General features: G+C 47.4%; 32 protein-coding genes. All 32 read right to left on the bottom strand.

Features of this window, described 5'->3' with window-relative positions:
* Positions 1-48: 48 nt before the first annotated feature.
* The 32 genes from ACN6NF_RS02590 to ACN6NF_RS02435 all read right to left on the bottom strand — a co-directional run bounded on the left by ACN6NF_RS02590 (position 49) and on the right by ACN6NF_RS02435 (position 23764).
* Positions 49-468 (bottom strand): hypothetical protein, encoded by a 420-nt coding sequence (locus ACN6NF_RS02590; RefSeq protein ID WP_474314851.1) that lies wholly within the window; start codon positions 466-468, stop codon positions 49-51.
* Between the two features lie 51 nt (positions 469-519).
* On the bottom strand, positions 520-750 hold the full coding sequence (locus tag ACN6NF_RS02585) for a hypothetical protein (protein ID WP_474314850.1): 231 nt from the start codon (positions 748-750) through the stop codon (positions 520-522).
* Positions 751-939: 189 nt separating this feature from the next.
* The gene (locus ACN6NF_RS02580; protein WP_474314848.1) at positions 940-2355 is read right to left on the bottom strand and encodes a transcriptional regulator; all 1416 of its coding nucleotides are present in this window, start codon (positions 2353-2355) and stop codon (positions 940-942) included.
* Between the two features lie 321 nt (positions 2356-2676).
* On the bottom strand, positions 2677-3165 hold the full coding sequence (locus ACN6NF_RS02575; RefSeq protein WP_474314846.1) for a GNAT family N-acetyltransferase: 489 nt from the start codon (positions 3163-3165) through the stop codon (positions 2677-2679).
* 249 nt (positions 3166-3414) lie between these two features.
* Complete coding sequence (locus ACN6NF_RS02570) at positions 3415-3630, bottom strand: hypothetical protein (RefSeq protein ID WP_474314845.1); 216 nt, start codon at positions 3628-3630, stop codon at positions 3415-3417.
* Positions 3630-4391, bottom strand: coding sequence for a M15 family metallopeptidase (locus tag ACN6NF_RS02565; RefSeq protein WP_474314843.1), 762 nt, complete (start codon positions 4389-4391; stop codon positions 3630-3632). Before ACN6NF_RS02565 ends, ACN6NF_RS02570 begins: the two co-directional genes overlap by 1 nt.
* Positions 4348-4845 (bottom strand): phage holin family protein, encoded by a 498-nt coding sequence (locus ACN6NF_RS02560; protein ID WP_474314840.1) that lies wholly within the window; start codon positions 4843-4845, stop codon positions 4348-4350. Before ACN6NF_RS02560 ends, ACN6NF_RS02565 begins: the two co-directional genes overlap by 44 nt.
* Before the next feature lie 78 nt (positions 4846-4923).
* A complete protein-coding gene (locus tag ACN6NF_RS02555) occupies positions 4924-5115 on the bottom strand; it encodes a CD1375 family protein (protein ID WP_474314838.1) in 192 nt (63 codons plus the stop codon).
* A 61-nt stretch (positions 5116-5176) separates the two neighbouring features.
* Complete coding sequence (locus tag ACN6NF_RS02550) at positions 5177-5569, bottom strand: hypothetical protein (RefSeq protein ID WP_474314836.1); 393 nt, start codon at positions 5567-5569, stop codon at positions 5177-5179.
* A gap of 17 nt (positions 5570-5586) precedes the next feature.
* Positions 5587-6513: a phage tail protein gene (locus ACN6NF_RS02545; protein WP_474314833.1), complete on the bottom strand. Its 927-nt coding sequence runs from the start codon at positions 6511-6513 to the stop codon at positions 5587-5589.
* A gap of 14 nt (positions 6514-6527) precedes the next feature.
* A complete protein-coding gene (locus ACN6NF_RS02540; RefSeq protein ID WP_474314831.1) occupies positions 6528-6917 on the bottom strand; it encodes a phage tail-collar fiber domain-containing protein in 390 nt (129 codons plus the stop codon).
* Positions 6918-6926: 9 nt separating this feature from the next.
* A complete protein-coding gene (locus ACN6NF_RS02535; RefSeq protein ID WP_474314829.1) occupies positions 6927-7679 on the bottom strand; it encodes a putative phage tail protein in 753 nt (250 codons plus the stop codon).
* Positions 7676-8500 (bottom strand): baseplate J/gp47 family protein, encoded by an 825-nt coding sequence (locus tag ACN6NF_RS02530; RefSeq protein ID WP_474314827.1) that lies wholly within the window; start codon positions 8498-8500, stop codon positions 7676-7678. Before ACN6NF_RS02530 ends, ACN6NF_RS02535 begins: the two co-directional genes overlap by 4 nt.
* Positions 8497-8961, bottom strand: coding sequence for a DUF2634 domain-containing protein (locus tag ACN6NF_RS02525; RefSeq protein ID WP_474314824.1), 465 nt, complete (start codon positions 8959-8961; stop codon positions 8497-8499). Before ACN6NF_RS02525 ends, ACN6NF_RS02530 begins: the two co-directional genes overlap by 4 nt.
* Positions 8933-9358 carry a hypothetical protein gene (locus tag ACN6NF_RS02520; protein WP_474314822.1) on the bottom strand — a complete coding sequence of 142 codons (426 nt, stop codon included), beginning with the start codon at positions 9356-9358 and terminating at the stop codon, positions 8933-8935. Before ACN6NF_RS02520 ends, ACN6NF_RS02525 begins: the two co-directional genes overlap by 29 nt.
* A 2-nt stretch (positions 9359-9360) precedes the next feature.
* Positions 9361-10338, bottom strand: a complete 978-nt coding sequence (locus ACN6NF_RS02515; protein ID WP_474314821.1) for an XkdQ/YqbQ family protein — start codon at positions 10336-10338, stop codon at positions 9361-9363.
* A gap of 6 nt (positions 10339-10344) precedes the next feature.
* Positions 10345-10992, bottom strand: a complete 648-nt coding sequence (locus ACN6NF_RS02510) for a hypothetical protein (protein WP_474314820.1) — start codon at positions 10990-10992, stop codon at positions 10345-10347.
* Between the two features lie 3 nt (positions 10993-10995).
* Positions 10996-14517: a lysozyme family protein gene (locus tag ACN6NF_RS02505; RefSeq protein ID WP_474314819.1), complete on the bottom strand. Its 3522-nt coding sequence runs from the start codon at positions 14515-14517 to the stop codon at positions 10996-10998.
* 21 nt (positions 14518-14538) lie between these two features.
* On the bottom strand, positions 14539-14664 hold the full coding sequence (locus ACN6NF_RS02500; protein ID WP_256703291.1) for a hypothetical protein: 126 nt from the start codon (positions 14662-14664) through the stop codon (positions 14539-14541).
* Between the two features lie 11 nt (positions 14665-14675).
* The gene (locus ACN6NF_RS02495; protein ID WP_474314816.1) at positions 14676-15110 is read right to left on the bottom strand and encodes a hypothetical protein; all 435 of its coding nucleotides are present in this window, start codon (positions 15108-15110) and stop codon (positions 14676-14678) included.
* A gap of 62 nt (positions 15111-15172) precedes the next feature.
* Positions 15173-15619, bottom strand: coding sequence for a phage tail tube protein (locus tag ACN6NF_RS02490; RefSeq protein WP_064796729.1), 447 nt, complete (start codon positions 15617-15619; stop codon positions 15173-15175).
* 3 nt (positions 15620-15622) lie between these two features.
* Positions 15623-16975 carry a phage tail sheath subtilisin-like domain-containing protein gene (locus ACN6NF_RS02485; protein WP_474314813.1) on the bottom strand — a complete coding sequence of 451 codons (1353 nt, stop codon included), beginning with the start codon at positions 16973-16975 and terminating at the stop codon, positions 15623-15625.
* Positions 16956-17216, bottom strand: coding sequence for a hypothetical protein (locus tag ACN6NF_RS02480; RefSeq protein WP_474314811.1), 261 nt, complete (start codon positions 17214-17216; stop codon positions 16956-16958). The genes ACN6NF_RS02485 and ACN6NF_RS02480 overlap by 20 nt, the downstream gene beginning before the upstream one ends.
* Complete coding sequence (locus ACN6NF_RS02475) at positions 17213-17707, bottom strand: hypothetical protein (protein WP_474314810.1); 495 nt, start codon at positions 17705-17707, stop codon at positions 17213-17215. Before ACN6NF_RS02475 ends, ACN6NF_RS02480 begins: the two co-directional genes overlap by 4 nt.
* Positions 17707-18201: an HK97 gp10 family phage protein gene (locus tag ACN6NF_RS02470; RefSeq protein WP_474314808.1), complete on the bottom strand. Its 495-nt coding sequence runs from the start codon at positions 18199-18201 to the stop codon at positions 17707-17709. The genes ACN6NF_RS02475 and ACN6NF_RS02470 overlap by 1 nt, the downstream gene beginning before the upstream one ends.
* Complete coding sequence (locus ACN6NF_RS02465; protein ID WP_474314805.1) at positions 18188-18514, bottom strand: hypothetical protein; 327 nt, start codon at positions 18512-18514, stop codon at positions 18188-18190. Before ACN6NF_RS02465 ends, ACN6NF_RS02470 begins: the two co-directional genes overlap by 14 nt.
* A complete protein-coding gene (locus tag ACN6NF_RS02460) occupies positions 18511-18894 on the bottom strand; it encodes a head-tail connector protein (RefSeq protein ID WP_076158954.1) in 384 nt (127 codons plus the stop codon). Before ACN6NF_RS02460 ends, ACN6NF_RS02465 begins: the two co-directional genes overlap by 4 nt.
* Positions 18863-19225 carry a Rho termination factor N-terminal domain-containing protein gene (locus tag ACN6NF_RS02455; protein WP_474314803.1) on the bottom strand — a complete coding sequence of 121 codons (363 nt, stop codon included), beginning with the start codon at positions 19223-19225 and terminating at the stop codon, positions 18863-18865. Before ACN6NF_RS02455 ends, ACN6NF_RS02460 begins: the two co-directional genes overlap by 32 nt.
* The gene (locus ACN6NF_RS02450; protein WP_474314801.1) at positions 19225-20157 is read right to left on the bottom strand and encodes a phage major capsid protein, P2 family; all 933 of its coding nucleotides are present in this window, start codon (positions 20155-20157) and stop codon (positions 19225-19227) included. Before ACN6NF_RS02450 ends, ACN6NF_RS02455 begins: the two co-directional genes overlap by 1 nt.
* Positions 20158-20181: 24 nt before the next feature.
* The gene (locus ACN6NF_RS02445) at positions 20182-21420 is read right to left on the bottom strand and encodes an XkdF-like putative serine protease domain-containing protein (protein WP_474314800.1); all 1239 of its coding nucleotides are present in this window, start codon (positions 21418-21420) and stop codon (positions 20182-20184) included.
* A gap of 24 nt (positions 21421-21444) precedes the next feature.
* Positions 21445-22275 (bottom strand): phage minor head protein, encoded by an 831-nt coding sequence (locus tag ACN6NF_RS02440; protein WP_474314798.1) that lies wholly within the window; start codon positions 22273-22275, stop codon positions 21445-21447.
* Positions 22268-23764, bottom strand: coding sequence for a phage portal protein (locus tag ACN6NF_RS02435; protein WP_474314795.1), 1497 nt, complete (start codon positions 23762-23764; stop codon positions 22268-22270). Before ACN6NF_RS02435 ends, ACN6NF_RS02440 begins: the two co-directional genes overlap by 8 nt.

Below are 23764 nucleotides of genomic sequence, written 5' to 3'. Positions count from 1 at the left end.
TTCCCCCCACCCAATGGCTAGTGGGACAAGTTGTATAGTTAGGATCATTCAGAGGTTTCTAGGCTGTGAAACAGCTATTCCCCATGTTTCTCCATCAACTTTATAATCGCTGCCTCTCCACTGAAGTATGTAGTCTCCAGAACGCAAACCCTCGCTGAAACCTTGGTCAGTAGATTTCCAAGCCACTGTGTCGTGAGGAGCGATTACTAATCCTTTAATATATATTTTGTTTGAACCGCTGTGAGTTAAACTTACCTTTACTGGATGATCAGAGTGATTCTTCATACAAAGTTTAACATGACCCCATCCTTTAGGGACACTAAAGGATTCTCTTACAGTTGCGCTTCCGCCCGATCTTTGATTAATTATGGAGTTATTGCTAGTTGTACTTGGTGAGGCTGAAGCAGCACCTACTGTAGTTACTATAGCTAAAGATAAAATAGAGAACAGAAATATTCTTTTCTTCATCATTTTCCCCTCCTATTTTTTTGTTATGGTTTACCTTAAAGAGACTACCGACTACAATCTGGTAGGTCCTTTCATATCTACTCTAAATTCAAACTGATTCCGCATATAATACGCTCCGGCAATCTTAATCGTATCGGGCGAAAACTTTTCTATAGTGCCGCCATAGTCTATAACCGATATAAAATCCTCACCTAACGGCTGTACAACATATACTCTCACCTGGCTTAATGCAGCTGCAAATAGTTCGATATCCGACTTTAATACTTTATATGTATGGTTCATGCTGATCACCTCAGTAATTCATTCGGCGCATGGTGGTAAATTCCTGCAAGTAAAAAATTCCCCGCCAAGCAATTAAGGTTAGCGGGGAATTTATTTGCTTACGTTTAAGCCCCTCCTTGTTGATCGAAAAGTACGATATTCTGATGGTGGCTATGAGTCTGAGCAGGTATAGTCACGATAAACAAAAAACTAGCTGCGACGATCAATAGCGCCATTTTTCTTAACATCAGCTATCCACACCCTTTCAATAAATTCTAAATATGCTGCCTTGGTTTCGGATACTGCATAAGCTCGATAACGCTCAAATAACACCAAACATTTTATGAAATAAGTCTCATTATTTAGTCTATGATAACTTACCATTGAATACATCAAGTATTTGAAGCCATCGTCGTATGTACCTCGATATAAATGATAATATGCTAATTCATAACTCAAACGTGCATACTGTTCTGGTATAACTTGTTTCGTATATATGTCATTAGATTGCGGAAATTGCAAAAGTGAATTAACATCCGTTTCAAAACGCTGAAGTATATCACTTACGTCTATCTGGTATCGGTTTGCCGTCATCATAATGTTCAACAGTTGGGCAACCTTATCTTGTTCAGATGTATCTGATGGTGCACCAATGTATTCAACATAATCATATAAGGCGTTTATATCTCCAGATAATAGCTTATTTGCGACAGCGTTAGCTTGCGCCCAGCCTTTGAATAAGTTAATCCAGTGACGGGTATCCTCATCCGTCTCTTTTACCCAATCTAAATTAGCGTAGGTGTATGTATAATCTAGAGCTTGTTGATAATCGCCTTGGGCTTCGCAGACACCTGCACACAGCAGATCAGCATAGGAAATGTATACAAACAAAGGACGTGTTAGCTTGTTAGTAGATTCACATTCCCGAATCTTGTGTTCGTGTTTCAAATTATATTGAATTTCCGCTTTAGCTCTCATTAATTTAGCTATTTCGTCAACCTTGTCCCATTTACGCAAAGACCTGTACACGTTAGCTAAATCCTTCAACGCGTCAAGCTGGTCTATCTCATCCAGACGTTCCACGAAGGGTTCAAATAGTGTGGCAGCTTTAAGATTCTGGCTTTGATCGTCTCCAATCTGAATCGTGAATATGCGATATTGACAGACTGCCAAACGTTCAGAATGTTGATATTTTTCCGCTTCAGCTACTCCCTCATAGAGCACCAACGCAGCCTCATGTCGTCCCTGCGCCAACAACCCTTCTGCAATTTCAAATAGCTTGGGTGAATACAGTAGATTATCCATGATGGCTCCCACTACTCGACGGATCGCATCCAACTTATCCAACTCTGCACAGCGAAACAAAAATGGCTCGATTCGCCTCATATTTGGAGGATGGTCGATGATAAAGTTTTCTATAAACAGATCATAAAAGTGACCTTCTGGTAAGCCCATAGCCTCAGTAATTAGGTCAAGCTGGTTAATAGACATAGACTTATTCCCTGACACAATGGCGCTTACCGCTCCCCTATTCATGCCTGCTATATGTCCAAACTCCGTCATGCTCAAACCTTCTTGTTGTAGGAATCTGTCTAATTCTGCTCGAATCGTAGGTGTATGTTCCATGCCATATCCACCCCTCGCATAAAAATTCCAGTATTTTATAACCTTTTACTATTTTTGCCCAGCAATTAACCAATTGTCAATATCTTTTTTGCGAATCGTGTGGAAAGGCTACGTTTGTCATAAGGGCTCTCTGTCATTAGAAAATAAAGTTAATAGACTGGATTCTTCATTCAAAACGCTTTTCGAATTGTCATACCGTCAGGCTCAATAAAATAAGTTTTAGACTGACCTTAGAAATTAAACAGCGACAGCAAAGGACGAAAAAATAAAGTCCTAGACTGTCGCTGTTTCATTGAACTAACGTTCCCCGTTAGTTCAAAATCATTTATCAGATAGGTCTAATTCAAAAATAAGTGAATCCCTATCAGGGTAATCATATTGAATTTGCAAGTCCTCTTTAGCAATCTCCTTAAAGCCAACCTTTTTGTAAAAGCTGTGTGACCTGGTGGCTTTAGATGGAGTGTCCAAAATCACCTTAGAAAACCGGTGTTTCTCCACAAAATCAAGCAAAGCTTCGTAAAGTCCTGTTCCTATCCCTAGTTCTTTGCCTCGGTAATCTTTATAAACAAAAAATTTCTTTAGTACGGCAACATCGTTAGTTTTCTTTTGCAAACCGATAGAACCTACAACCTCACCGTTATCGTTTAACGCTACCCAAAAGTTCCCTCCACCCTCAATATAACTCGATTGAATATCTAGTATATCTGGTTGGTCTTCGACACTAATCCCTACACTATACTCAACATTCTGTACATGCAATATTAGTTTAATGACTTCTTCTTTATATCTATCAGTATAAACCGTGATCATTTTAACAACTCCTTTCAGCGTATTTATGAAAATATACTACATCTGTTTTTGTAATGGAACCACTGAGCTATACTACCGTTAGCTTAATGCTCTCGACAGTCTGGTACTTTATCTTCTAAGTCTACAACTTTATTTTTCAGATAATACTTTGTCTTCTGCTAACACACTTCTGTAAACAAAAAAAAAAAAAAAAACACCCCGCCGGCATTACGCCAGCAGGGTGCTTCGTATTTCCAAACGTTTGTAAATTTACAAATCGTCAGTGGTAGATGTTTCAGCCGACTTACCATCTACATAAGCCTCGGCTAGAATGTAAGCAATCACTGCGCCGAATGCACCGATAACGCCAGTCATCTGAATAACTGTATCATTGTTCGCACCAAAAGCAGTTAGCAAGCTCGTGATCAATGCGGCCAGTAACGCCCAGAACTTACGGCTGGACAATTTACGTTTCCAGTCTGTCATTATGCAACGCCTCCCTTCTTGAATACTCCAGCTCGGTCAAGCAATGTGATCATACGGTAAAAGTCGTAGCTACCGTCATTTGCCGTGTCCAGCATTCCTGCAACTTTAGCATTAATACAGGCTTGCTCGGCCCACGCTGGAACCTTTGTAAGTTTGTTTGCAGATTCAAGTGCGATCACACGTTTCTGTAATGCCTTAAACGCTGCTTTTTCTTCTGCTGTCATTTCCTCATCCTCCATATTCATTTTGTTCAATCTGAACAACACAGCATTAAGCTGCGCCTGACTTGGTCGTTTACCTGACCGAAAGTCTGCTGTAGACAAGCCAAAGGCCATTTGTAGGTGAGGCATGTCCTTGAATGTACGCCAGTCTCCTCCCCACTCAAGCCCAAGTTTCTTTGCTTCTTCGACCACTTCCGACCAGTCAGGTAGCGAATCCTTATCATCATCACGCAGCGTATCCCAGCTCACTGTTCGGCCATCCCGAAGCAACAACGCAAAATCGGCAGCGAATCCAAAATTATGATTGCTGTAACCGCCTCGGGCTTTGGTTACTCTAGGACGCTTATCTCCATTCCGTCCCTGGGCATAGAGAGCATCCTGTTCCGCATATGTGCGGAGTCCTTGAGTAATTACTATCCAAACACCACGGGCATAGCAGCGCTCAATTAATTTTTCCACTACAATCTTAAAAACTGGATTCAACCCGACAAGTCGATTAAGAGACTTTTTTTGTATCTGTTCCAGCGTCAGTTGTACCATCCTGTCCATCTCCTTTCTCGTTAAGCTGCTTCAAGAAACTTTTTAGCTTGAACGGAAGCGGGATGCCCATTGCTCCCAAGTTTTCAGCTAATGATAATCCTTCACGGCCAGCGTAAAAGTAAATGGCTGCTGTCCTAAAAAGAGGAGCTCCTGGTTGTAACCAATCATCCATTTGCGCAGATAATCCAACCACCATCAACACAGTAACTTTGCGGATACCTCCCCAAAACATCACGTCGCTATCCATCTTTTTATTTTTCAAAGCAGCAATTACGCCAGAAACGTAATCCAGCAACATTGCTATAAGCAGCACCTGAAGCGGCTTGTCCCACCCACCCAAAAATGTAACAATCAGACCAGTCAGCGCCGTCACTCCCCCTGCCGCCGCCTCCTTTTCCGATGTCCCAACGATTGCGGTCCATACGGTGCTGCCAAATATTTTTATTTGGCTCACTACCTTTTCCCCCTTAAAAAATAAAGCCCCCGACCACTCCGAGGGCATAAAAATAGCGCATCCGATTGGACACACCGCTTACGCTTCTTGTTCTGTTGGTTGTTCTGCCGCCTGTGTAGCTGTCAGAGTTGCCTGTGAAGGCTCAGTAATGCCCAAGTCTGCTTTAACCAAGTCTCGCAATCCTACTGGTACATCCTCAATTTCACGGCGGCCAGCAAGGATAAGATGTACAAGTGTCGTCGCAAAAGCTTTTTTAATCTGCTCATTCATGATTTTTTCACCTCCCCTCATGAACTGCGTGAGAATAAAAAGTAGAACCCGCTCCCGGATTCTATTTAGCATCGGTCTGTGACATAACTAGCTGAATAAGCCCGGCTATGGCTTCTTTATTGTCCAAATCAGCCAGTTTAAGCTCCGCTACCTGATCCGTAAGAGGTTTCGTAGGGGGCGAGTCACTGCCACTCTTAGACGGGTATGTGAATTCCATTGTCTTAGTATCTGGATTCACTCTGTAACTGGTCGCGTGGTAGAAGTCTTCAGTATACTTATCAAACTCAAGTTTGAGGACGTCTACCTGTTCAGGATCGTATCCTTTTAACTGAGGATAAAAGCCCATATCATCCTCTTTAGTGGTCTCACGTGCTGACTCTGATTCGACTTGGGAAGTCATAAAAATAACCTCACCGCTTGATTTTCTCCAGTAAACCTTTGGTCCAATTTTCATATAAATCACCCTTTCTATTATTCGAATGCCCACCATTCAAAAGCTTTTAAAACAGCCTGCGAGCCGCCGCCACCAGTTCGCAGCGTTCCACTTGATACATTCACGACAAAACCACCGTTTTGTGGAGTTAGGTAAGGAGAATTAATCCGATTGTTGAAGCCTCCGTCTTCCAGAGCTTGTCTTCCAAACGATTTTACATCGTATACTGTTCCGCTTAAAAAAATTCTGTTGGATGTGTCACGCAATTCCACTCTAAAAAATATCCCGATAGGAGAAAAACCTAAACCTGATGCTGCCAGGGATAAATCTGCACCACTACTAATACCGATGGATGTAGCGCTCTGCCCATTGAACGTACCGCTCGCGAATCGTTTTACAGGTGCATTTGTGATTGCTGCTGCTATCTGATCGCTACTCATGTCAGAACTGGCGCCTCCAAATTTGCCGTTGATCGCGCCTACGATTTTATTTTTAAGATCAACGGCTTGCGTAAAAGCTTGGTCTGCCCGGCTGTATGCTTCATTGGCTCGATCATATGCCGTCTTGACCGCGATCGGCGCAGCTGCCTGATCTGTAGAAGTGCTGCTTACCGATGTATTAATCTGCACAATTCCGCGCGCCTGTGTTGATGCGGAAGGCAGATCCGATGCAGGATGCGTATGCGCCTTGGGTGCTGCATACTGCTCTGTATACTTCTTGGCATTTCCCTCTGCCGCATTCCACGTCGCTTGCTTGACGGCAGTTACATGTAAGTTGGTATCAGAAATGTGATTGTCCAGTGCAGCCTTGGATGCAATGTCATTTCCGGCCGGATCGTTTTTAATGTTTTCAATCTGTGCAGCCAACGCCTGGTCGTTTTCATAAAGCGTTGTGATTGGGATGTTGAGGACATCTGCATGGCCTTGATCCGAAGTGACAAACTTTCGCGGTTCCTTAATTGCCATCGTCCATTTCCTCCTTAGTAGATATCATCAATTTCGAATATAAACTCCATATCGCTGTCCTTAATTTTATTAGTCATGGTGCGAACAGCAGTTACCTTGCCCGCCGAATCAACCAACGCCAGCTCATTAATCGTCTTCCCGGCCAGCTCGTTTTCTGCAAGCGAGCAGACATACCGAATAGTTGCAGGGGCAATAAATTCAAAACTGGAAATGTCCTTTTGCAGCAACTCAGACTTTAAGGACTGCTCTGTTCCGTCCAAGGGAAGCGGCTTGCCCGCCGCATCCACTCCACCAGCGCCAAAAGCCATCTTGGTCACCTTCGTTAGTGTACCGCCTTCGGCCCGCGCTCGGGCCATCTGTTCTCTTGCGTAGGCAGTTGTTACCGTTAATACTTGTTCAGCCATTGTTACCTCCTATACAGTTTCTATTTTTTCGGTAGAGCTTAGTAATCGGCTTCCATCGAGCATAACACTACCATTCAGCAGCCAATAATTCTGCCGGACCTTTACAATGCCTTCCTGTCGATTCTCAATTGGATGTCGAACCTTCAGTTCCAATCTATTCCGATATCGTTGGCGTTCACCGGTCCATCCGGACAAAGAAGCAATTCCATCTAATAGCTCCACACCATCCAGATACCAAGGCTGCCCGCCGAAAAAGCGAACTCTGGAACGTAATCGGATACGGGAACGGATCTTGAACGTATGATGAAATGCAATGTTAAATGAGGGCGAAGCCTTATTGATGTGGACAGGTCGAATGTACTCAAAGTCTTCCATCAGGCTTTTTACATCAAGTGGGGTATCAACAGCATAGACAAATAGAATAGTCTTTTTTAGAAAGTCCTCTTGTACGTCCAACAGATTACCGTACTTCCTGCCGATTAGCCGCAACGTGGACAGCGTAAATGGCCGCTTTGCCCAACGTTTACGACGTATCGCGTCACGCCGCTGCTCCAATGTCCCAATTTGCTCTTGTCGGAAATATATCCATTCCCATATCAGTAGCGACCAAGTAGCCCGTTGTAAGATAAACTGATTGCCCAGATCGTCAATTGATTTTTCACGCTCATCCACCACCAGCTCCATAACACCAAAATGCCGCTCGGCCATGTCGATCTCATACATGTGCGGCGGCAACATTTCCCGATAGCGCAGAGGTATCATGTCAGGTTCACCTCAATTTTTACTACGGACGTTACTGGAACCTCAACGTCTTTGGTCGCTCCATTAAGCGTGAGATTTTCATAATCCTCCACGCCCTTGACCAACAAAGCAGCACCTACGTAATTAAAGACAAGCTTTGTTCTACCAATGGCGTAGTCGGCAATCCGTTTCCTAATGGGTTCCACCAATTCTGGAAGCGGAAGAACTGTATTTAGTTTCGCAGCTACTTGCAACGTGAATACTGGGGCAGGATGTACAGCCAGATCATGCCCGGCAATCCGCTTGGTTTCCCACATATCCGCCTTCACCTTAGCAGCAAATTCTTCTGTTACAGGCTCACCCTGCAGGTCAGTCAAATACAGGTCTATGGACACATCACTTCGCGCCTTCTCCACGGCCACAGCACCACCAACACCCTCCAGCTCCTTTGCCCATGTCTCATAATCCTTTCGACGCCCGCTGCCTTCCTCAGTAAACGCACGCTCAAGCATTCGCAATCGGTACGTATCATCGTCCTCGCCCGCTTTACGAGGCATTCCATCCGACCACCCGTGACCATCCAGAAATTCGCCATCTGCCCAAATGGGGAAGCCCTGAAGGAAAGCATACGTTAACAGTTCCTGCTGTTCGGAATATTCCATAGCTATCGGGTACCACAGATCATAGAAATATTCTCCCGGATCAGTAGGAGGCGGGGGCAAGCCTTTTTCCTGTGCCAATGTAATCGCACGGTTAACCCATCGGCGGTATACTTCCTCGGGGGTTTCCTCCAAAATTGCCATTGGAGGAAGCGCCGGCAGATCCGTTAACTTAACATTCACAGTTCAATCGCCTCCTCCAGTTCTGTTTCTCCGATCAACCCGGTTAATTTAATTCGTAGGTGCATGTTTTGGCCGTCTCGCTCCATAGACAGCACCTCGGCTTGAGTGATTTCCGTATGAGCTGCCAAAGCTTCCTCGATGTCGCGTTTAATTTCAACGTCCTCCCAATTGGCCCATTCAGATCGTTCGACGCCAATATCAGCGTCGTACACCACATATTGAAATCGCTCGGTGTTCAGGATTTTCATCGCCGTCTGCACTAAATATTCAGCATAGGTGGCTGTCTTCTTGGGACGTCCATCATCTGTGGTGGCCATCTGCCGCGTGCGATAGTCGATCACATACGTCCATTTGGTTTCAGATGCTACTGTCTCCGTCAGCTCCACCTCGTCAAGTGTGGAAAGATCAAGATCGGGGAATAACGTTTCATCATCAGCCACCAGCCCCCACATCCTTTCCATGAACATAGTACCGCTGTCCGCTCAGTCTGGAGACAATCAGACGATCACCGACCTGCAAAGGGCTAGGAATAACCAGTTTGCCACGTAACGATGTCCGTGGAGTCTGCTTGTAAGGTTCACCTGTTTCATACACCACACCGTTAGCCAATACGCCTGTAACGCTGCCTTTGGCTTCATCACCCTCCAGATATTCAGCAGCTATGAAATCCGCTTTAACTTCCCGATTCAACAAATACTCAGCAAACACCAGTTTATCCGCTGGAAAAGGTGCCGGGTCACCATCCACTTGTATTGACGGGCTACCGGGCCAACTTAGAAGCGTAGCCCTTTCGGTGTCCCGTGCGTCGATTTTGTTTTTGGTTTGATCTTTTAGAAGCTTGAGCGCTTCATTCAGCACGGCTATTCCCTCCTTTCCAGTTCCAACGTGACGGTATATGTTCCATTTTTGTAGCTGCTATCAGCCGTGACGACAATCCACTTTGAGGTATGATCGCTCTTAGTCAGGACAAGCCAACCGGAGCGTAAGCCGGATAACGTATGGTCCGTGTGCCGAACTGTAATTTTCTTGATCTGTTTGGCAGCGGACAAAACCTTTAACCGCTGAGCAGCGATGGTCTCCGGCTTTTCATCCTCACCAACCTCGATGATCTCTTCCATTCGGCCCATTGCCTTCACTGCACCCGCTGCCGTTTTAGTAACAGCAGAAGCGATCTTATCATCCTTCCATTTCTGCGCGGTTATGACTGTATAAGTTTCCTCGATGCTGTATCCTGCCGTGCTGGAGGTCATCTGTTTGGGTACAAAAATAGGGACCTTGGTATTGGTCCCTTCGCGCATCACCTGCAGATAAAAGCTTTTTTCCGTCCTAACAAGGTCTATATAATAACGGTAGCCGCTACGCTCATATGCCTTTTGCAATACGTCGAGGATAATTTCCGAATGGGCCATAGTCCCATAACGCTCGTCCAAATTAAAGCCGAGAGCAGGGCAGCGAAAGTCAATGCCCGTGCTCTTGATGTATCGTTGCAACTCCGCTCCAGCCTCTCCTTTAAGGTATGGCCTCGTACCCTTGTTCTTGCTCAAATACCAGCCGATCTCCCGCGCCTCAATTTCCCAAGCGTTTGTAAATTCGTCCTGCTCGTATTTGATAATAGGTCCGTGAAAAAATTGGTTTTTGTGATGATAAAGAGCATCACCGACCTTTTGCGAAAAGCACATCAGCATACCAGCTACCTTTATATTGCTCGCATTGCGAAGTCGTACCGTAGCGCTGCGGGCAATCTCATCACGGCCAGAAGACCAGGACACTTCCTCGATGCCCTCCGTCAGCATCTGCCGGGCGTTCTCCTTGCCATATACAGCCGCAAAGCCGTCCATAATACATCACTTCCCTTTAGCCTTGGAAACCTTGTCTGATATTCGCTTTTTGGAACTGGTATAGTCAAAAGCGCCCCTAGCGTTCGGGTCCTCCTTGGCTTTTTTGCTTTTATCCTTGGCCTTCTTTTTTTTATCATCTTTTTTCTTTTCGTTCTTTTTGTCCTTCTTGCCCGTTGTGTTCGGGCGGCTTTTGGACGATTTGGTAATAACCGTACCTGGCTTGAGAACCTGCTTGGAATTAGAGTAGGAAACGATCTTAACGGGCTTGTACTCTACAAAAGAGTACGTTACATGTAGATTAGCCTGACCATCCTTATAAGTCTGATCCATGCTTTCAAATAGCATCGTTTGGCTAAACAGGTTCTCAAAATTGATCACAACCGGCTTACCTTTCCATTGCTCCAGCAGCTTCCACGTTACTTCTGGTGTTTTATAGGTGACCGTCTGTTTGCTATCCGTCTCCCAAATTTCTTCCCAATAGCGCGGAAGAATGGCAGAAAAAGAAACCCGTTTCACCTTGGAAATGGGTTTCCCTGTGCGCTCCTGTCTGGTAATGACGGTGAAGGTTTCAACTTCGTTGCCTCCGGTTATTTGAATCTCTGCCGGGGTGATCGGGAAGGTAAGACGGATCTTGCCTTGCGATAGTGCCAGCATTGCTTATCCTCCATTCTCTAATGCTTTCAATACCTCTTCGCCAACCACCTTGCGGATCAGAGCTCGACCTTGCGGACTACTAAGCATTTTTGCAAACTCTACAAAGTTGGTTATTCCTTTCGCGAGTTCACCAAAATCAATATTAATATTCTCAATGCTGACAGACTTCGGGGCAGTCGAAGCTGATGGATTAAGCATCTGTGCCATTGGCATCATACTGGACGCACCTATCAGGCTTGGCCGTCCGACTTGGCCGCCGTTTGCATAAGGACGTACACCCATGATTATTCCAGCTCGTTCCCAAAGCTCGCGGCCCCGACTGCGGCGGCTGGCTGACAGCGGAATGATCATTTCCGGACCAGCTTCGCCGACCAAGCCGACGTGCGGACGATTGATATATCCACCTTGAGCATATGGTTTTGGCTTAGGTTTCGGTGTAATTCCACCGCCGCCAGAATTAGCGTCTTTCGCATCCTTCATCTTTTTAAGGACGACGGCAACACTACTGACAACAGAGGATAGTGTTGGGAACTGGTCGCGCATACCAGCAATAAAACGGGACATAAGATCACTTCCCCAGCTATTGCCCTGGGATGAAACATTTTTGAGTGACAACAAATACTGTCTTGTTTTGTCCACGACCGATTTAGCCACAGCGCTGACACTATTAAAACTCTGTTTATTTTTTGCTGCCCCTTTGGCCACCTCATCCGCGCTGCTCTTAGAAGCAGTTCCTACATCTTTAATACTTTTCTGGGCTTTGCTGCTGTCACCCATTTTCCAGACAACACCCCACGCATTTTTAAGTGCATTAAGGCGCTGTTTAACTTCTGGTTGCTCAGCAACGGTTTTTAGTCCCTCTTTAAGACCTTTATCGACTATGCTTTTGCGCACATCGTCGCCAATCTGCTGAAGACGCTTCTGCTTCTGCTCAGTCAGATTGTTGATCGTAATTTTTGCTTCAGGAGGGGGGCCGGGCTTCTCTTCCTTCTTGTCGCCCGTGAACCAGTTCTTCACGCCAGTCCAGGTATCCTTGGCAGAATTAAAGATTCCAACCGCACCATCCACCACTTTCCGGGTCAATCCGCTTTCATCGGCAAATTTCCCGATCTTCTCCCCTACGATATTCCCGATGTATGCACCGGCCATTGTGCCGAGTGGTCCAAGAACAGACCCAAAAGCCCCGCCAATAGCACCTCCGGCTACACGGCCAACCATAGCACCGCCTTGCGTAGATACAGCCTCACGCAAGCCCTTATCCTTTGATGCTTGGTAAAGGTCATATGCACCGGCTGCTACGCTTGCTACCGTACCCACAATACCGCCAACTTTAGCCGCTTTACCTGCTCCTTTCAGGAAGCCTCGCAAACGGCCACCGCCAGAAGGCGGACTCGGTGGTGGCGGTGGATTTGGTGGAGCAGGTCGACGAACACGCCATGGATTGTCACGCGATCCGCGAGGACTTGGGTTAAGATCAGGGGGTGGAGTGGGACGAGGACCATTAATGCGTATACGACGTCTACCGCCTCCCGCTCCCCTACGCCCTCCACGACGGTTTCTTCTACGGCGGCGATCTCTGTCACGGTCGCCACTATCGCCACCGCCATCATCTGCCCCGCCGTCTCCACCACCCGACACAGTGCCATTTATATAGACTTTTGTGGCGTTAACAGTCATGGAAGCAACAGAGCGTAAACCACCAATACGGTCATCAGGGTTACGGTTTCCGCTCAATTGGCGTCTAATACCGCGTCCACCCATCCGCTCCCGTATTCGGGCAGCTCGTTGGGCTGGTGTTTCCTCGGGCGGTGGAGCTGGAGGTTCAGGAGGTTTACGCCGAATCCAGTTCCAACCGGCTTTGACTCCCCTCCCTGTCGCATTTGCACCCGCTTTTCCCTTCTCTCCTACCCATTTAGCAGCAGTAGAAAGATCATCGTTGAACTTCTTTACACCTTGTGCAAAGGCCCATAATTTCTTAGCTACCAGTACAGCAGCCAGCCCCATTAGTACAGTGTTTATAGCTCTGAAATGATCTTTGTAGATGCTAGTCGCTCCAGTTATCGTATTGGTTATCCCCGTACCAAGCGTTTGAATGTTATCCTTATTCTGCACTAGCAAGGCGTTAAATTCCTTCATAGCTGGAAGGGCTGCTTGAGAAATATTGGTTCCAATCTCTTGCATTTGCAAGCTCATTTCAGCACGAGTTTGCTTCATTTCCGTCATTGGGTCCGCTGCCTGCTGCTTACGAAGCAAATTATCAGTGGTGCCCTTCATGTTTGGTGCTTTTTGAAACGCCGTGCCGAACGTCTTCAGAATGGAATCAGCGTTGTCTTCACCAGCGCCAGAACCCAAAGTTACAAGGGATTGTTTTAATTGGCTCCGCGTTTGACTAGCCAAATCGCCAACCAATGCCGCTATGGCTCCTTGAGCACGCTGTTTGTCACCTGAATTGATATCGTCTGTAAAAGCCGTCGCCTGACGTTGGGCTTCATCCTTGCCTGCTCCGCGACTGATAAAGTAATTCGCCATATCCCCTGTATTCAGAGCTTTGACACCAAACGTCTCCTTGAAAAAGTCGGCAGGCTTGTCGAAGTTAAATGCGCCATTCTGGACAGTTTTCGTTAAAAAATTTGCCATTTGCGCTGAATCGGTGCCGCTGCTTGCAAAGTATGGACTGTACTCCCAAAACGTATCGAACAGATCCTGTTGCTTGTCACCTACCTCCTTATAGGCATACATCATGCTATCAGCGACTTGACTGTAGGATTCTTTAAAACTGTTCGACGTTTGAGACAGCGACCGCTGTACTTCCTCAGCTCCGGCATCCGGGCGAATGTACTGGATTTTAGCAGACGCACTAACGAAGTCACTCATCTTGGATTTGTCCTGTACTAAAGGAGCTGCATCGGCAAGTTGTCGGGTGCCTTCTACTCGATCTGGAATAATGGCCTTTTTAACTAAATCATCCACCGTGCTAAGGCTTTGCTGACGATAGTTTTCTGGCATGTATGCTGCACTTCGCGCCGCCTCACGGCTGTAGTCGGACACGCCCCCAAACATAGAGTCACTTATACCGCTACCGAGCACAATCCCACCTGCCAACGCTGCCAGCGCTGAAATTTTGTCGGATACCTGGTCAACGACTGGACTAATCGAATCCTCGGCCCGTAGCTTAACATGGGCGTCCCGGATACTTCGTATTTCCGAATCCGCTCGATCAGCAGAACGCCTAAGATCATCAGCTCCAGCACGTGCACGACGAAAGATATCGTCCAGGTGGATCTGATTCATACGCCGTACTTCATCGGACGCGCCATTGATCCGTCTGCCTAGATCGTCCGCAGATTCCCTCGCTCGGCGGCTACCGGATACAAAATCATCAAACATGTTGCCCGAAGCCCGGCGAAAATTCATCAGATCATCGTGAGCGCCCTGAAGCATACGACGCATATTTCGGACAGTGCCGGTTATCATATCCCGTGCCTCAAATGGCACCGTAACTGACGTAGTTGCTATTGTTCCCACCCCCTTCCTGTTTCGACATGGTTATTTCCTATTTAGACGGGCCATTTCTTCCTCAGCGATCATCGACGCAGCCAGGCAAAAATAATACTGGCGCTGTTCGTCTACTTCATACGGCAAGACCTCAGAAGGCAGCTTTTTCTGATTCACCCAAAAGTGGGCTACCCAGCTCGCTTCTCCGTCTCGCCGGATGAGTTTTTTGCTTCGGCCAAAAGCGATTCCTGAGTCTCTTTAAAATTACGTACAGCCTTGCTGAGTGCAGCATAATCATCCGCATCATCCAAAATGCGCGGTGGCAGTTCAAATTTACTCGTTGCACCGTATGCTTTTAACAGGTCTTTGTTATTCCAATCAAATTCGTGTTCAGTAGCTTTGACGATCATCACGTCAACTTCTGTGTAAAAGGGAGATGTTGGTTTTCCGTCTTCGTCGTAAGCAAGTTCATAAACCCGACGGGTTTCCAATGTAGTCAAACGTTTTATAGACCAATCCTCACCATCAACCGGTACTGAGATAAAGTCGTCTTTACGGTCTTCTTTCGCTTTGGAAAGGTACTTCTGCAATCTATCGTTTTTGTAGTTTTGTTGGTTGCTCATTGTTGTTTCCTCCATATTGGTTGTATTTTAAAAAACAAAAAGAGAGCGAATAAATCGCCCTCTTACTCCCACATATAATCCGGGAACTTTTCAACAAAATCGAAGTCCGTCGCCGTGCCCTCTAAAGTAATATCGATGCCGTTGTTATCATCAATTTTAGCAATCAAGATGTCCATTTCTCCGTGGATGTGGACACCAGTAATCAACACTTTCTCTGTGTTGCCAGTGATTCGGTCTTCAAGACCGCCTGTGATGCGTGCCAAAAACATGGTCCTGCCCGCTTTAAAATCCTCCAGCAGTCGGTAACGCAGCCGTGATTCTAATTTGGACATGACGATTTTGACCGGGATTTCATAACCTGTCAGTTGCTTTGTTTTCGTCATACGGCGTGCTCTGACGATATCCAGCGTTTCCGTGGTGAGCTTGACTTCAACCTCTTTGACAGTATGAATGTCCTCGCCGTTGTCGTCTTGGAGCGAGAGATTTCGCCCAATGAGTTCGCGTTCCATCTATTATTCCACCTCCCAATCAATATAGAAAATCTCGATAGCATCCAACGGTTTAGCGGCAAGTACGAAATACGCATAATCATTTTCGCTTGTCTTGTTAGGGTTTTCTCCAAAACTGAATTTGTCTGCAATGGCCTTCTGTTGAGCACGGATTTTGAGGTACTCCAGAACTGCAGAAATAAACATACCGCGTCCTTCCTTATCATTATCCAGCTTGGCTTTCCACTTCTTGCCCGCATCATAGATATCATTCATCACCTGGTCAATTGTGGCCGAGACACGAATTTTACCGAAGTCCTCACGCTCATTTGGTCCGAGCGTGGTCAGTGTGTTGATGGCCTGCTCGATAACGTAGTCGTACCCATCACGCGTGGCCATCAGCGTACCTTCTGCAAGTCCTTTCAACACTTCGCTATGACTCCAGTCCACTTTAGCCAGCGTCATCGGAACCTTGACACCTGTAAATGACTTATTGGCAGGCGTACCAGCTACCAGCCCAGCCACCCATGCAGCCCATTCGACGGATGTGTAGGTCTTGCCGTTGGTGTGTTCACCAGCCAACGAGCAATTAATTACATAACGGGCATTCATGGCCCGTGAACGTGCGTTGTGTGCCTCAATGTCGCCGTCCGTAGCTGCCGGGCCAGCGACAACCAACGTGGCCAGCTTATGACCCTTATCGCGTCGATCTAGCAGCCATTGTTTGGCGGCAGCTTGTACAGCCGGATCAACAGCAGAGAGGTAAATAGTATCGAACGTCAGGCCGTACACCCGGTTAAAGACACGATTCCAGTCGGTGGCTGCCAATGCGGCCGTGCCAGTTGTACCGCCATCCAATTTGGTGTAAGCCACGTCTGCAAGGACAGCAGCTCCAGTATCTTTAAAACGGACCATAGCGGACTTTTTAAGAGCTTCCACAGCAGCGGCCTTGTCAGCCACTAGATACGTTTCCGTGTCATACACGCCCTTGGTGTCGCGGACTACGATCTCCTTCTTGGTGTCATCGATAAGAGCCGGACGCACCATGTATTCGAAATCATTGCCTCGTGTCCCTGGATAACGTGCCTCAATAGTGTAGCTGTCAGCAACAGCGACAGATGCAGCCTTTTCTTCCCCGTTTGTAACCCGGTAGCCAATAACAGTCGCCCCGCTTTCGGCAGCAAGCTCCAATACATCAACAAGCTTGCCGGACTCCTTCAGGCGCTCCGAATCATTAGCCATATCTACGGCTTGGTTCGGTGCGCCCCATTCGGCCTGATACGGTATTAGTACACGACCAGTTGTTGGAACAACCCGAGACCGTGCCTTTACTAGCAATTCAATGTACGCGCTGGGCCTAACCCGCTGAATTGTCATTTGGCGTTTCCTCCTTTGGTTTTTTCACTTGTGGTACTTCTAGTTTAACAGGCACAGAAGCAGGGGCTTCTTTGACCGGATGCAAATACGCATCCAGTCTTTGCTCCACTTCTGCCCGCGAAAGTAAAACGTCAGCAGCGCAATCAAAAAGAGCGCCCGCAATCTCGTAAGGCTCTGCCTTCAAGATCGCTGCGCTCTCTATCCATTCCTGCTTATTTCGTTTGTTTAAATCGTCAGTCATGCGTCAAATTCCTCCCCGTTGTGACTGATATAAAAATTGTTAATCTTCTGAATTGGGCTGCCATCGTCATTGACCGGTGGCTTCGGTACACTGAGCAAATACGAGTACCTAAAGGTGACCTCTACTTGGTCGGCCTTTTTCCGGGTCCGTGGCGGCTCAATGACCAGCACAACCCCAAAACGCTTGGATGCTACGTTAAACCGTTGCTGCCGCAAGTAGAGGAACAACAGGTCAAGATCAAGCGGTATAGGCTCCCCCTCGTCCTGCTCGTCCGCTCGTTCCTTGTCATAGTGGAACACCAGCCCCACATCTTCAATGATCCGATCAGCTCGCGGCGTGTGAACCTTGTCCGAAACAAGATCCGTCTCGATAAACACGGCAGGCAGTTTAAAATCACCAGCCAGCCATTTAGACCGATCCCGCAAGATAGAAAGTTCAGGATACACCCGTCGCACAATCTCGGCCCAGGCTTTTAAACCAACATCCATCATCAGCGCAACATCCTTTCCAGCTCAACCTCTAACCGCCGCATGATGAGTTGGTTCATTCCTCCCTCAAGGTGCTCGACAGCAATATCAAAATAATGCCTGCCGATGAAGCTGCGCGGCTTTGCCATAAACCCAGTCTTGGCTGACGGATCATAGACAAATGAGCCGCCACCATTCCAGTAACCCGGCACAAAATGTTTCTTCTCAATGGTGTAACCATCATTCACAAGTTGGGCATAGGGAAGATTGGAACCAAGCTCCAATGTGATCGCGTTACGGTCTACATCCCATTCCCACACGTTGTTATTGTCGCCACGGGAAAAGGACTGCCACATGGCTCCGGTGTCGATCAGGTTCTGTCGGTCGATCTCATCAATAATTAGATTGAGCAACGTTTCCCCAGCTGCCTCCGCGATGTTACGCAAAATACGTTCCATCCCTTCATCAGCTATACGACGGAACCGCCGGGCCAGTCCATCGAAATCATGAATGGTCATTTCCCTTCACCTCACATGTTACAAGCAGCTCGCGCCAGTAACGACGCGGAATGGAGTCGATCACCAAGTATCGGCGGCCTAGCAGCACCACTTCGTCACTTAGTTTAACATCAGCTTGTTTCGGAATACCTATCGTCTTTTTGACGATGTACATTACCGGCTTAGAATCTGCTTTGGCTTCCGTCGTAGTTGTCACGACAAAGCATTTTACGTCAGTTATCTTACCGGATTTCCGATCGTCGAACAGGTCGTCATCATCTCGTTTTTGACCAACACGATACACGGCCAATGGCGTTTTAAACCGGTGATTCATAGCACGTATGCGGTGATGTTACCATCATCCGGTCCAGTCTGCTTTTTCACCCACAGAAACAGGATAGCGTCCACATCAGCATTACCCGTTGTTTTGCCTTCCACAGCCTGACGGGTGTACGTCCAAGCACCATCGCTCTCGGACGCATAATTACGCGCCACGGATGCAAGATATTCCTCGCTGTCCTGCAATGCCAATCCCTCCGCCAGCTTGGTCCAAGCCAGCATAATCTGCTTATCAGGTTCGGCCGGGAAGGGAATTGGCAGATACAATTCAATACGTACTTGCGCGTCATCAATGTATTGCTGTAGCAGCTCAGCCGGTGCCTCTTGGATCGGGGTTACCCGGCTACGCTGTTGGAGGATTGTTGGCGTCAGCACTTTTATTGTCAGCCCCTTCCGGTTTCGACAGATTATCTGCAGGTGGCGTATTATCGGAAGGCTTACCACCGCCACGTAAAGCAGCAATTAGATCAGACTTGTTCATGCTGCCGAATCCTTCAATGTTGGCAGCCTTAGCCTTGTCTTTAAGTTGGACGATGGTCAGCTCTTCCAGCGGAATAACCTTTTCTTCCTTGATATCAAAATCCGAGCGTTCACGTAGCTTTTTAACGACCTCACCTTGTTCAACCTGCACCGGGACTTTGGCCGGGAACCGGATGCCGTAAAGCATTAAAGAAGTGTTCTCTCCTCGGTACGTGATATATGCCATCAGAACGTCACCCCTTCGACATATGCAACTGCCCCTGGCTCTTCGAAGATAGAGTCGTAATCGGAATGGATAGCGTAGAAACGCTTGTCTGCATAGATGGCCTCTCTGCCCTCGGTAGTTTTACGAATTTGCATATCGTACGTATTGACCAAGACAAAGTTCTGCTGATACGTAAAGATGATAGCTCCTTCAGGCATATGAGCTACTTCCTCAACCTCATAGCTGTTCACCTTCTTCACTCCGCCCATAATTTGCAATTGAATGGATGCACTGGTGTCCTTCTCAGCCAAAGCCTGAAGCCGCTTAGAAAAGGTATTCGGGTGCATAAAATACTTGAATACACCACCAGTACGCAGACGTGTTGGAATCGCACGTTCCAGTTCAAACAGTACACCCTTTTTCTGAGGGTCTTTCAACGTCGTCCAATCAATGTAATTGCCTTTGGTCTTCGCATGTTTCAACCAACCGTTATTCATACTTAGGAAAGCATAATCCGGGTCAGTATTCGGCGTAGCAGTGTCTCCGTTAAACCCAATATCCTGCATATTTTCACCATAGTTTTTGGTCATGGCTGCCATAATAATATCCTCACCATTCTGACCACGCACACGAGCGGTTTGACGGATAAATTCCTCGGTGATTTCGAATGGCAAAACAACTGGCTCTACGGCATACGGAACTTGCGGTAATGTTGGGGTAGGCGTATTGTCAGCCATAATATTTTCTTTTTTGCTGCGCAGGTTACGGCCAGTCACACCGATTTTGTCAATTGTACCTTTAGAGCTGAGCTTATTAATCGTACGAATCCCCTTTAGAAACTCCGTAGATTCATAAGCCATTTCGGTAAACTTGTCCACCTGCTCATAGTTCAGGGCTGTTTGATCCAACGTGCTCGTAATAGTGGATTTGATGATTTGTCCGTTTGTTCTCATATTTGCTAGTCTCCCTTTTTGGTATTAAAGCAGGCCGCCAAAGCTTACGCCGCCAGTAGATTTTTGAATTTCGTCTACGATACCGCCTTGAGCGGAACCACCACGGCTGTTCTTTACAACTTGTACGTCAGTAGCCAGCGCTTGGACCTGCTCAGTCAGCGGTGCTAGTGCCTTGGTAATCGCGTCAGTCAGCGCGTTTGTTTGCGGTTCAGCAGGTGGTTCTGTTCCTGCTGGCTGCCCAGGCTCTTCCCCTTCTTGTTTCTTTAATTCAGTAACCTGCGTCGACAGGGCTTCTACCTGTTTGGCAATTGGTGCTACGGCAGCTTGTACAGCCTTTGCAATATCTTCTGTGTTCAAATCGTCGTCCTCCTTAGGCTCAGCTTCTTCAGCAGGAGCAGTTTTTATTTTTAATTCGGTTAATGAAGCAATGGCATCATCGATGTGTTTCAGATTGTCGGCAGAGATCTTCTTTCCAGCCTTGGCGATCTGTTCAGGTGGGCTTCCGATTGCCTTTACAATATCCTCTTGAACGAGCACTTCCTGAGCGATGTCCACAAAGTCCTGAAGGGCTTCACGGATTAATTCAGGGTCGCTCTCCATGCCGCTCTCCCAACTATCCCAACGAAAAAGAACCGCATTCAAGGCATCCTGAGCAGCCCAAAATTCGCGGTTCTTACGGTTCTTATTGTATTTGTCAGCGACTGCGCCTTTCTCAATCAATCCCATTGCACCGAGCGCTTTAACGATTTTACTCAAGAGCCCTTTAGATACCTCCCCGTCATCCCCAATCTCTTCACGCTTACCGACACCCCACATCGAGAAGCCGGTAATCTCGCCTTTCTGAATATCATCCCAAGTGTCGTCATCCGTTACCTTTACCCCGGCCACCCAGGAGCCTTTAATAATAGTTTGTTCACCAATCTCCATGTCACAAGGAGCAATATAGGATTCGACTACATAGCCTTTGTCCGTGTCTAAATCATGTTGCTTATCGATGTTATAAGTATGCTGTTTCTCCATGAAGAGATGGGCAGCCTTCTCAATTTCCTCCGCATCCATCTGATCCCCGTGAGCGTCAGCCACGTCCGGCTGGTATACCACGCCTATTACAACCCTTTTGGCATCGTCAACTTTCGCAATCTGTACTTGCTTCTGGATGGCATTTTTCCCGGCAGATTTAATGATTGCAAATGGAACACCGTTGGCTCCTTTATCAACCAGCGAAATATGAGTAATCTTTGCATCCTTCAATTTAAAGGTCATGTTCTCTTTCACCTCCCCTCTTAATTAATCCAGTACCAACTGCATCGTACAGCGACAGTTTACGATTTCCTTCGCCTCCCCGGACGGATCACCGGGATACATCAGATTGCTGTCCCCCACTTTAAACGGTTCATCCAACGGTACCACTTGACCATTGGCCTTTCGATGGCTCTTGCGAGTACGTGTGCCAGCAGCAGACCGCCACTTCTTTCCCTTAGCGATTTCCGACTGCTTCCAGCCTTCCAGCTTGCCACCGTTGGCGGCTGCGGTGCTCATGGTACGTGATACCCGCTGCGCACGCTGCATACTAAATGGACCATCTTCCCCGCTGGCCGCTTGTGCACTAACCTCCTGCACTAGTAATGCCCGCTCGGAAGGTGTAGCCCCTTCCTCAATGGCTTTGCCGAAGCTACGCAGCAACACATCCGTAGAAGCTTTGTTCATGTCTGGAACCAGCTTTTTTAGCTTCTTGGTAAAGCGGCCAGCAGCCTTGTTGCTAGTGCTCCATACCTTTTCCTTGTCCAACGCGGACAGCTCTGTTTCCCCGGCCAAATGAAACAGCGGTTCAAAAGCCTCCTGTATGGCTTGCTCGAACAGCTCGGCAAACACATCTGTAGTGTGCAAAGCAATAAGCACCTTACCCAGCTCGCCAATGTCGCCCAGGGCATCCTCGCTTAGTTCTGATATGGCATCATGAAGGGCTTGCCCCTGTAGCTCCAAAATCTCAATGATCTTTTCCTCGCCCTGCTTGTACAATTCCTCAAGTACCTTACGCTCAACATAGCTAAGCTCAAGGCTATCAAGAAATTCGTCATCGTCGGCTTTGGCGATCAACGCCCAACAAGACTCACACATGCAAAGCTGCCTCCTTGTCAGCCTGTTTTAACAAGCGCTTGGCAATTGTAGCAATACGATTTTGCATGTCGTCTGTGTCCGTGTCTGGCTCTGGTTCAAGCAATGTGGGCTGACTGGCTGCAAGCTTCGCAATCGGCGTATCCAGATATTCCTCGCTGAACTTGGTCTCATCAATCGTTGTGCCAAGTACATCCTCGGCAATCGGAATCAGATCCCGCACCAGCATAATGCCCCGGTCAGCGATAAAGTCCAGCATAGCTTTGCGATCCGCAGGGTCAATGATCTTCGGCCCTCTCAACACAGCACGCACTCGAAAAATGTCCATAGCCGGGAACAGGCGTTTATTAAATATCTCTGCCATAATCCACTTGCGGTATGGCTCAAAAACCTGTTCCTCTGCAAACCGTAGAGCTGCATCGGCTGTGGCGCGGTTATAGTCTGAACTTTGACCGACCAAGATTGGAGGCAGACGGAAGGCCGACAAGATATCAGTCTTCTTTTCCTTGCCGTATTCGAGGAAAAGAGCATCCTGCTGAAGTAGATCGTTCAGCTTGTCCAACTTGATCTGCACTTTTTCAACCTTTTCGTCCATCGGGCCGCCTGTCTCTTCCCCTTTTGCCTCTAAATAGAGAATGCCGCCCTGTGAGTTGGAACCTCTCACATTTTTAAGCAGTTCCAGAGATTGCTTGGTCAGCTTGCCGTTGGTAACAGTCAAGAGCATGGACAGCATCCGTCCGTTGCTAAAGTAATTCACATTCAATTCCTCAGCTTCCCGGCTGCCGACCACACCAGGCGCATTGCCAAACCAGCGCGGCTCCCCATAGGGGCCGTCATGACCGATACGAAGCGGGATGATCTGATTTTCCTCCCTTCCTCCCTCTGCCTCCGTCCCAAACAGTCGGAACCACACGACAGATGTATTGCGCTTCATAGCATAACGTCGGGCGTAAATCTCCTGTGAAAACTCCTCTACTTGCTTTGTGGAGCTGATACGCCGCTTGCGTTTGATAGTCGCCTTGTTACTTTCCTTCGTACAGCGGACATATTTCGGGTTCATTCGGAAAATGGTCGGGAACTCCGAACCTACAGGCCAAGCTACCTCGACATGAGCCATCCCCGTACTTTCCAAATCGTCAATCAACTGGCTGATGATTTCGTCCGGGGTATCCTCCAGATTGCATGTTTCAAGGAACTTTTCAGCCTTGTTCCATTCATCCAGTGCAGTTTCGTCGCTCTCTCCTGGCAAATACTCTAAAGCAATGCCATAACCGGCTATGTTACGCTTGTACGCCTCAATGCACTGAGGTATGATATTTGAGTTTTTGACCAACAGCTTGCAGGAAGCAGGGTCATTGCCGAGTGCGAAGGGTAACAGACCGTGAAGATCGTACAGATCATCAAATAAATCAGGCAATTGAGCACTGGACGGTATATGCCGTTCGTCGTCCGCCTTGCTGATCTGAAACCACTGTGCATTTCCTTCACTCAT

Source organism: Paenibacillus sp. TSM33, assembly GCF_056099025.1.
This window is presented reverse-complemented; position numbering and strand designations above follow the sequence as displayed.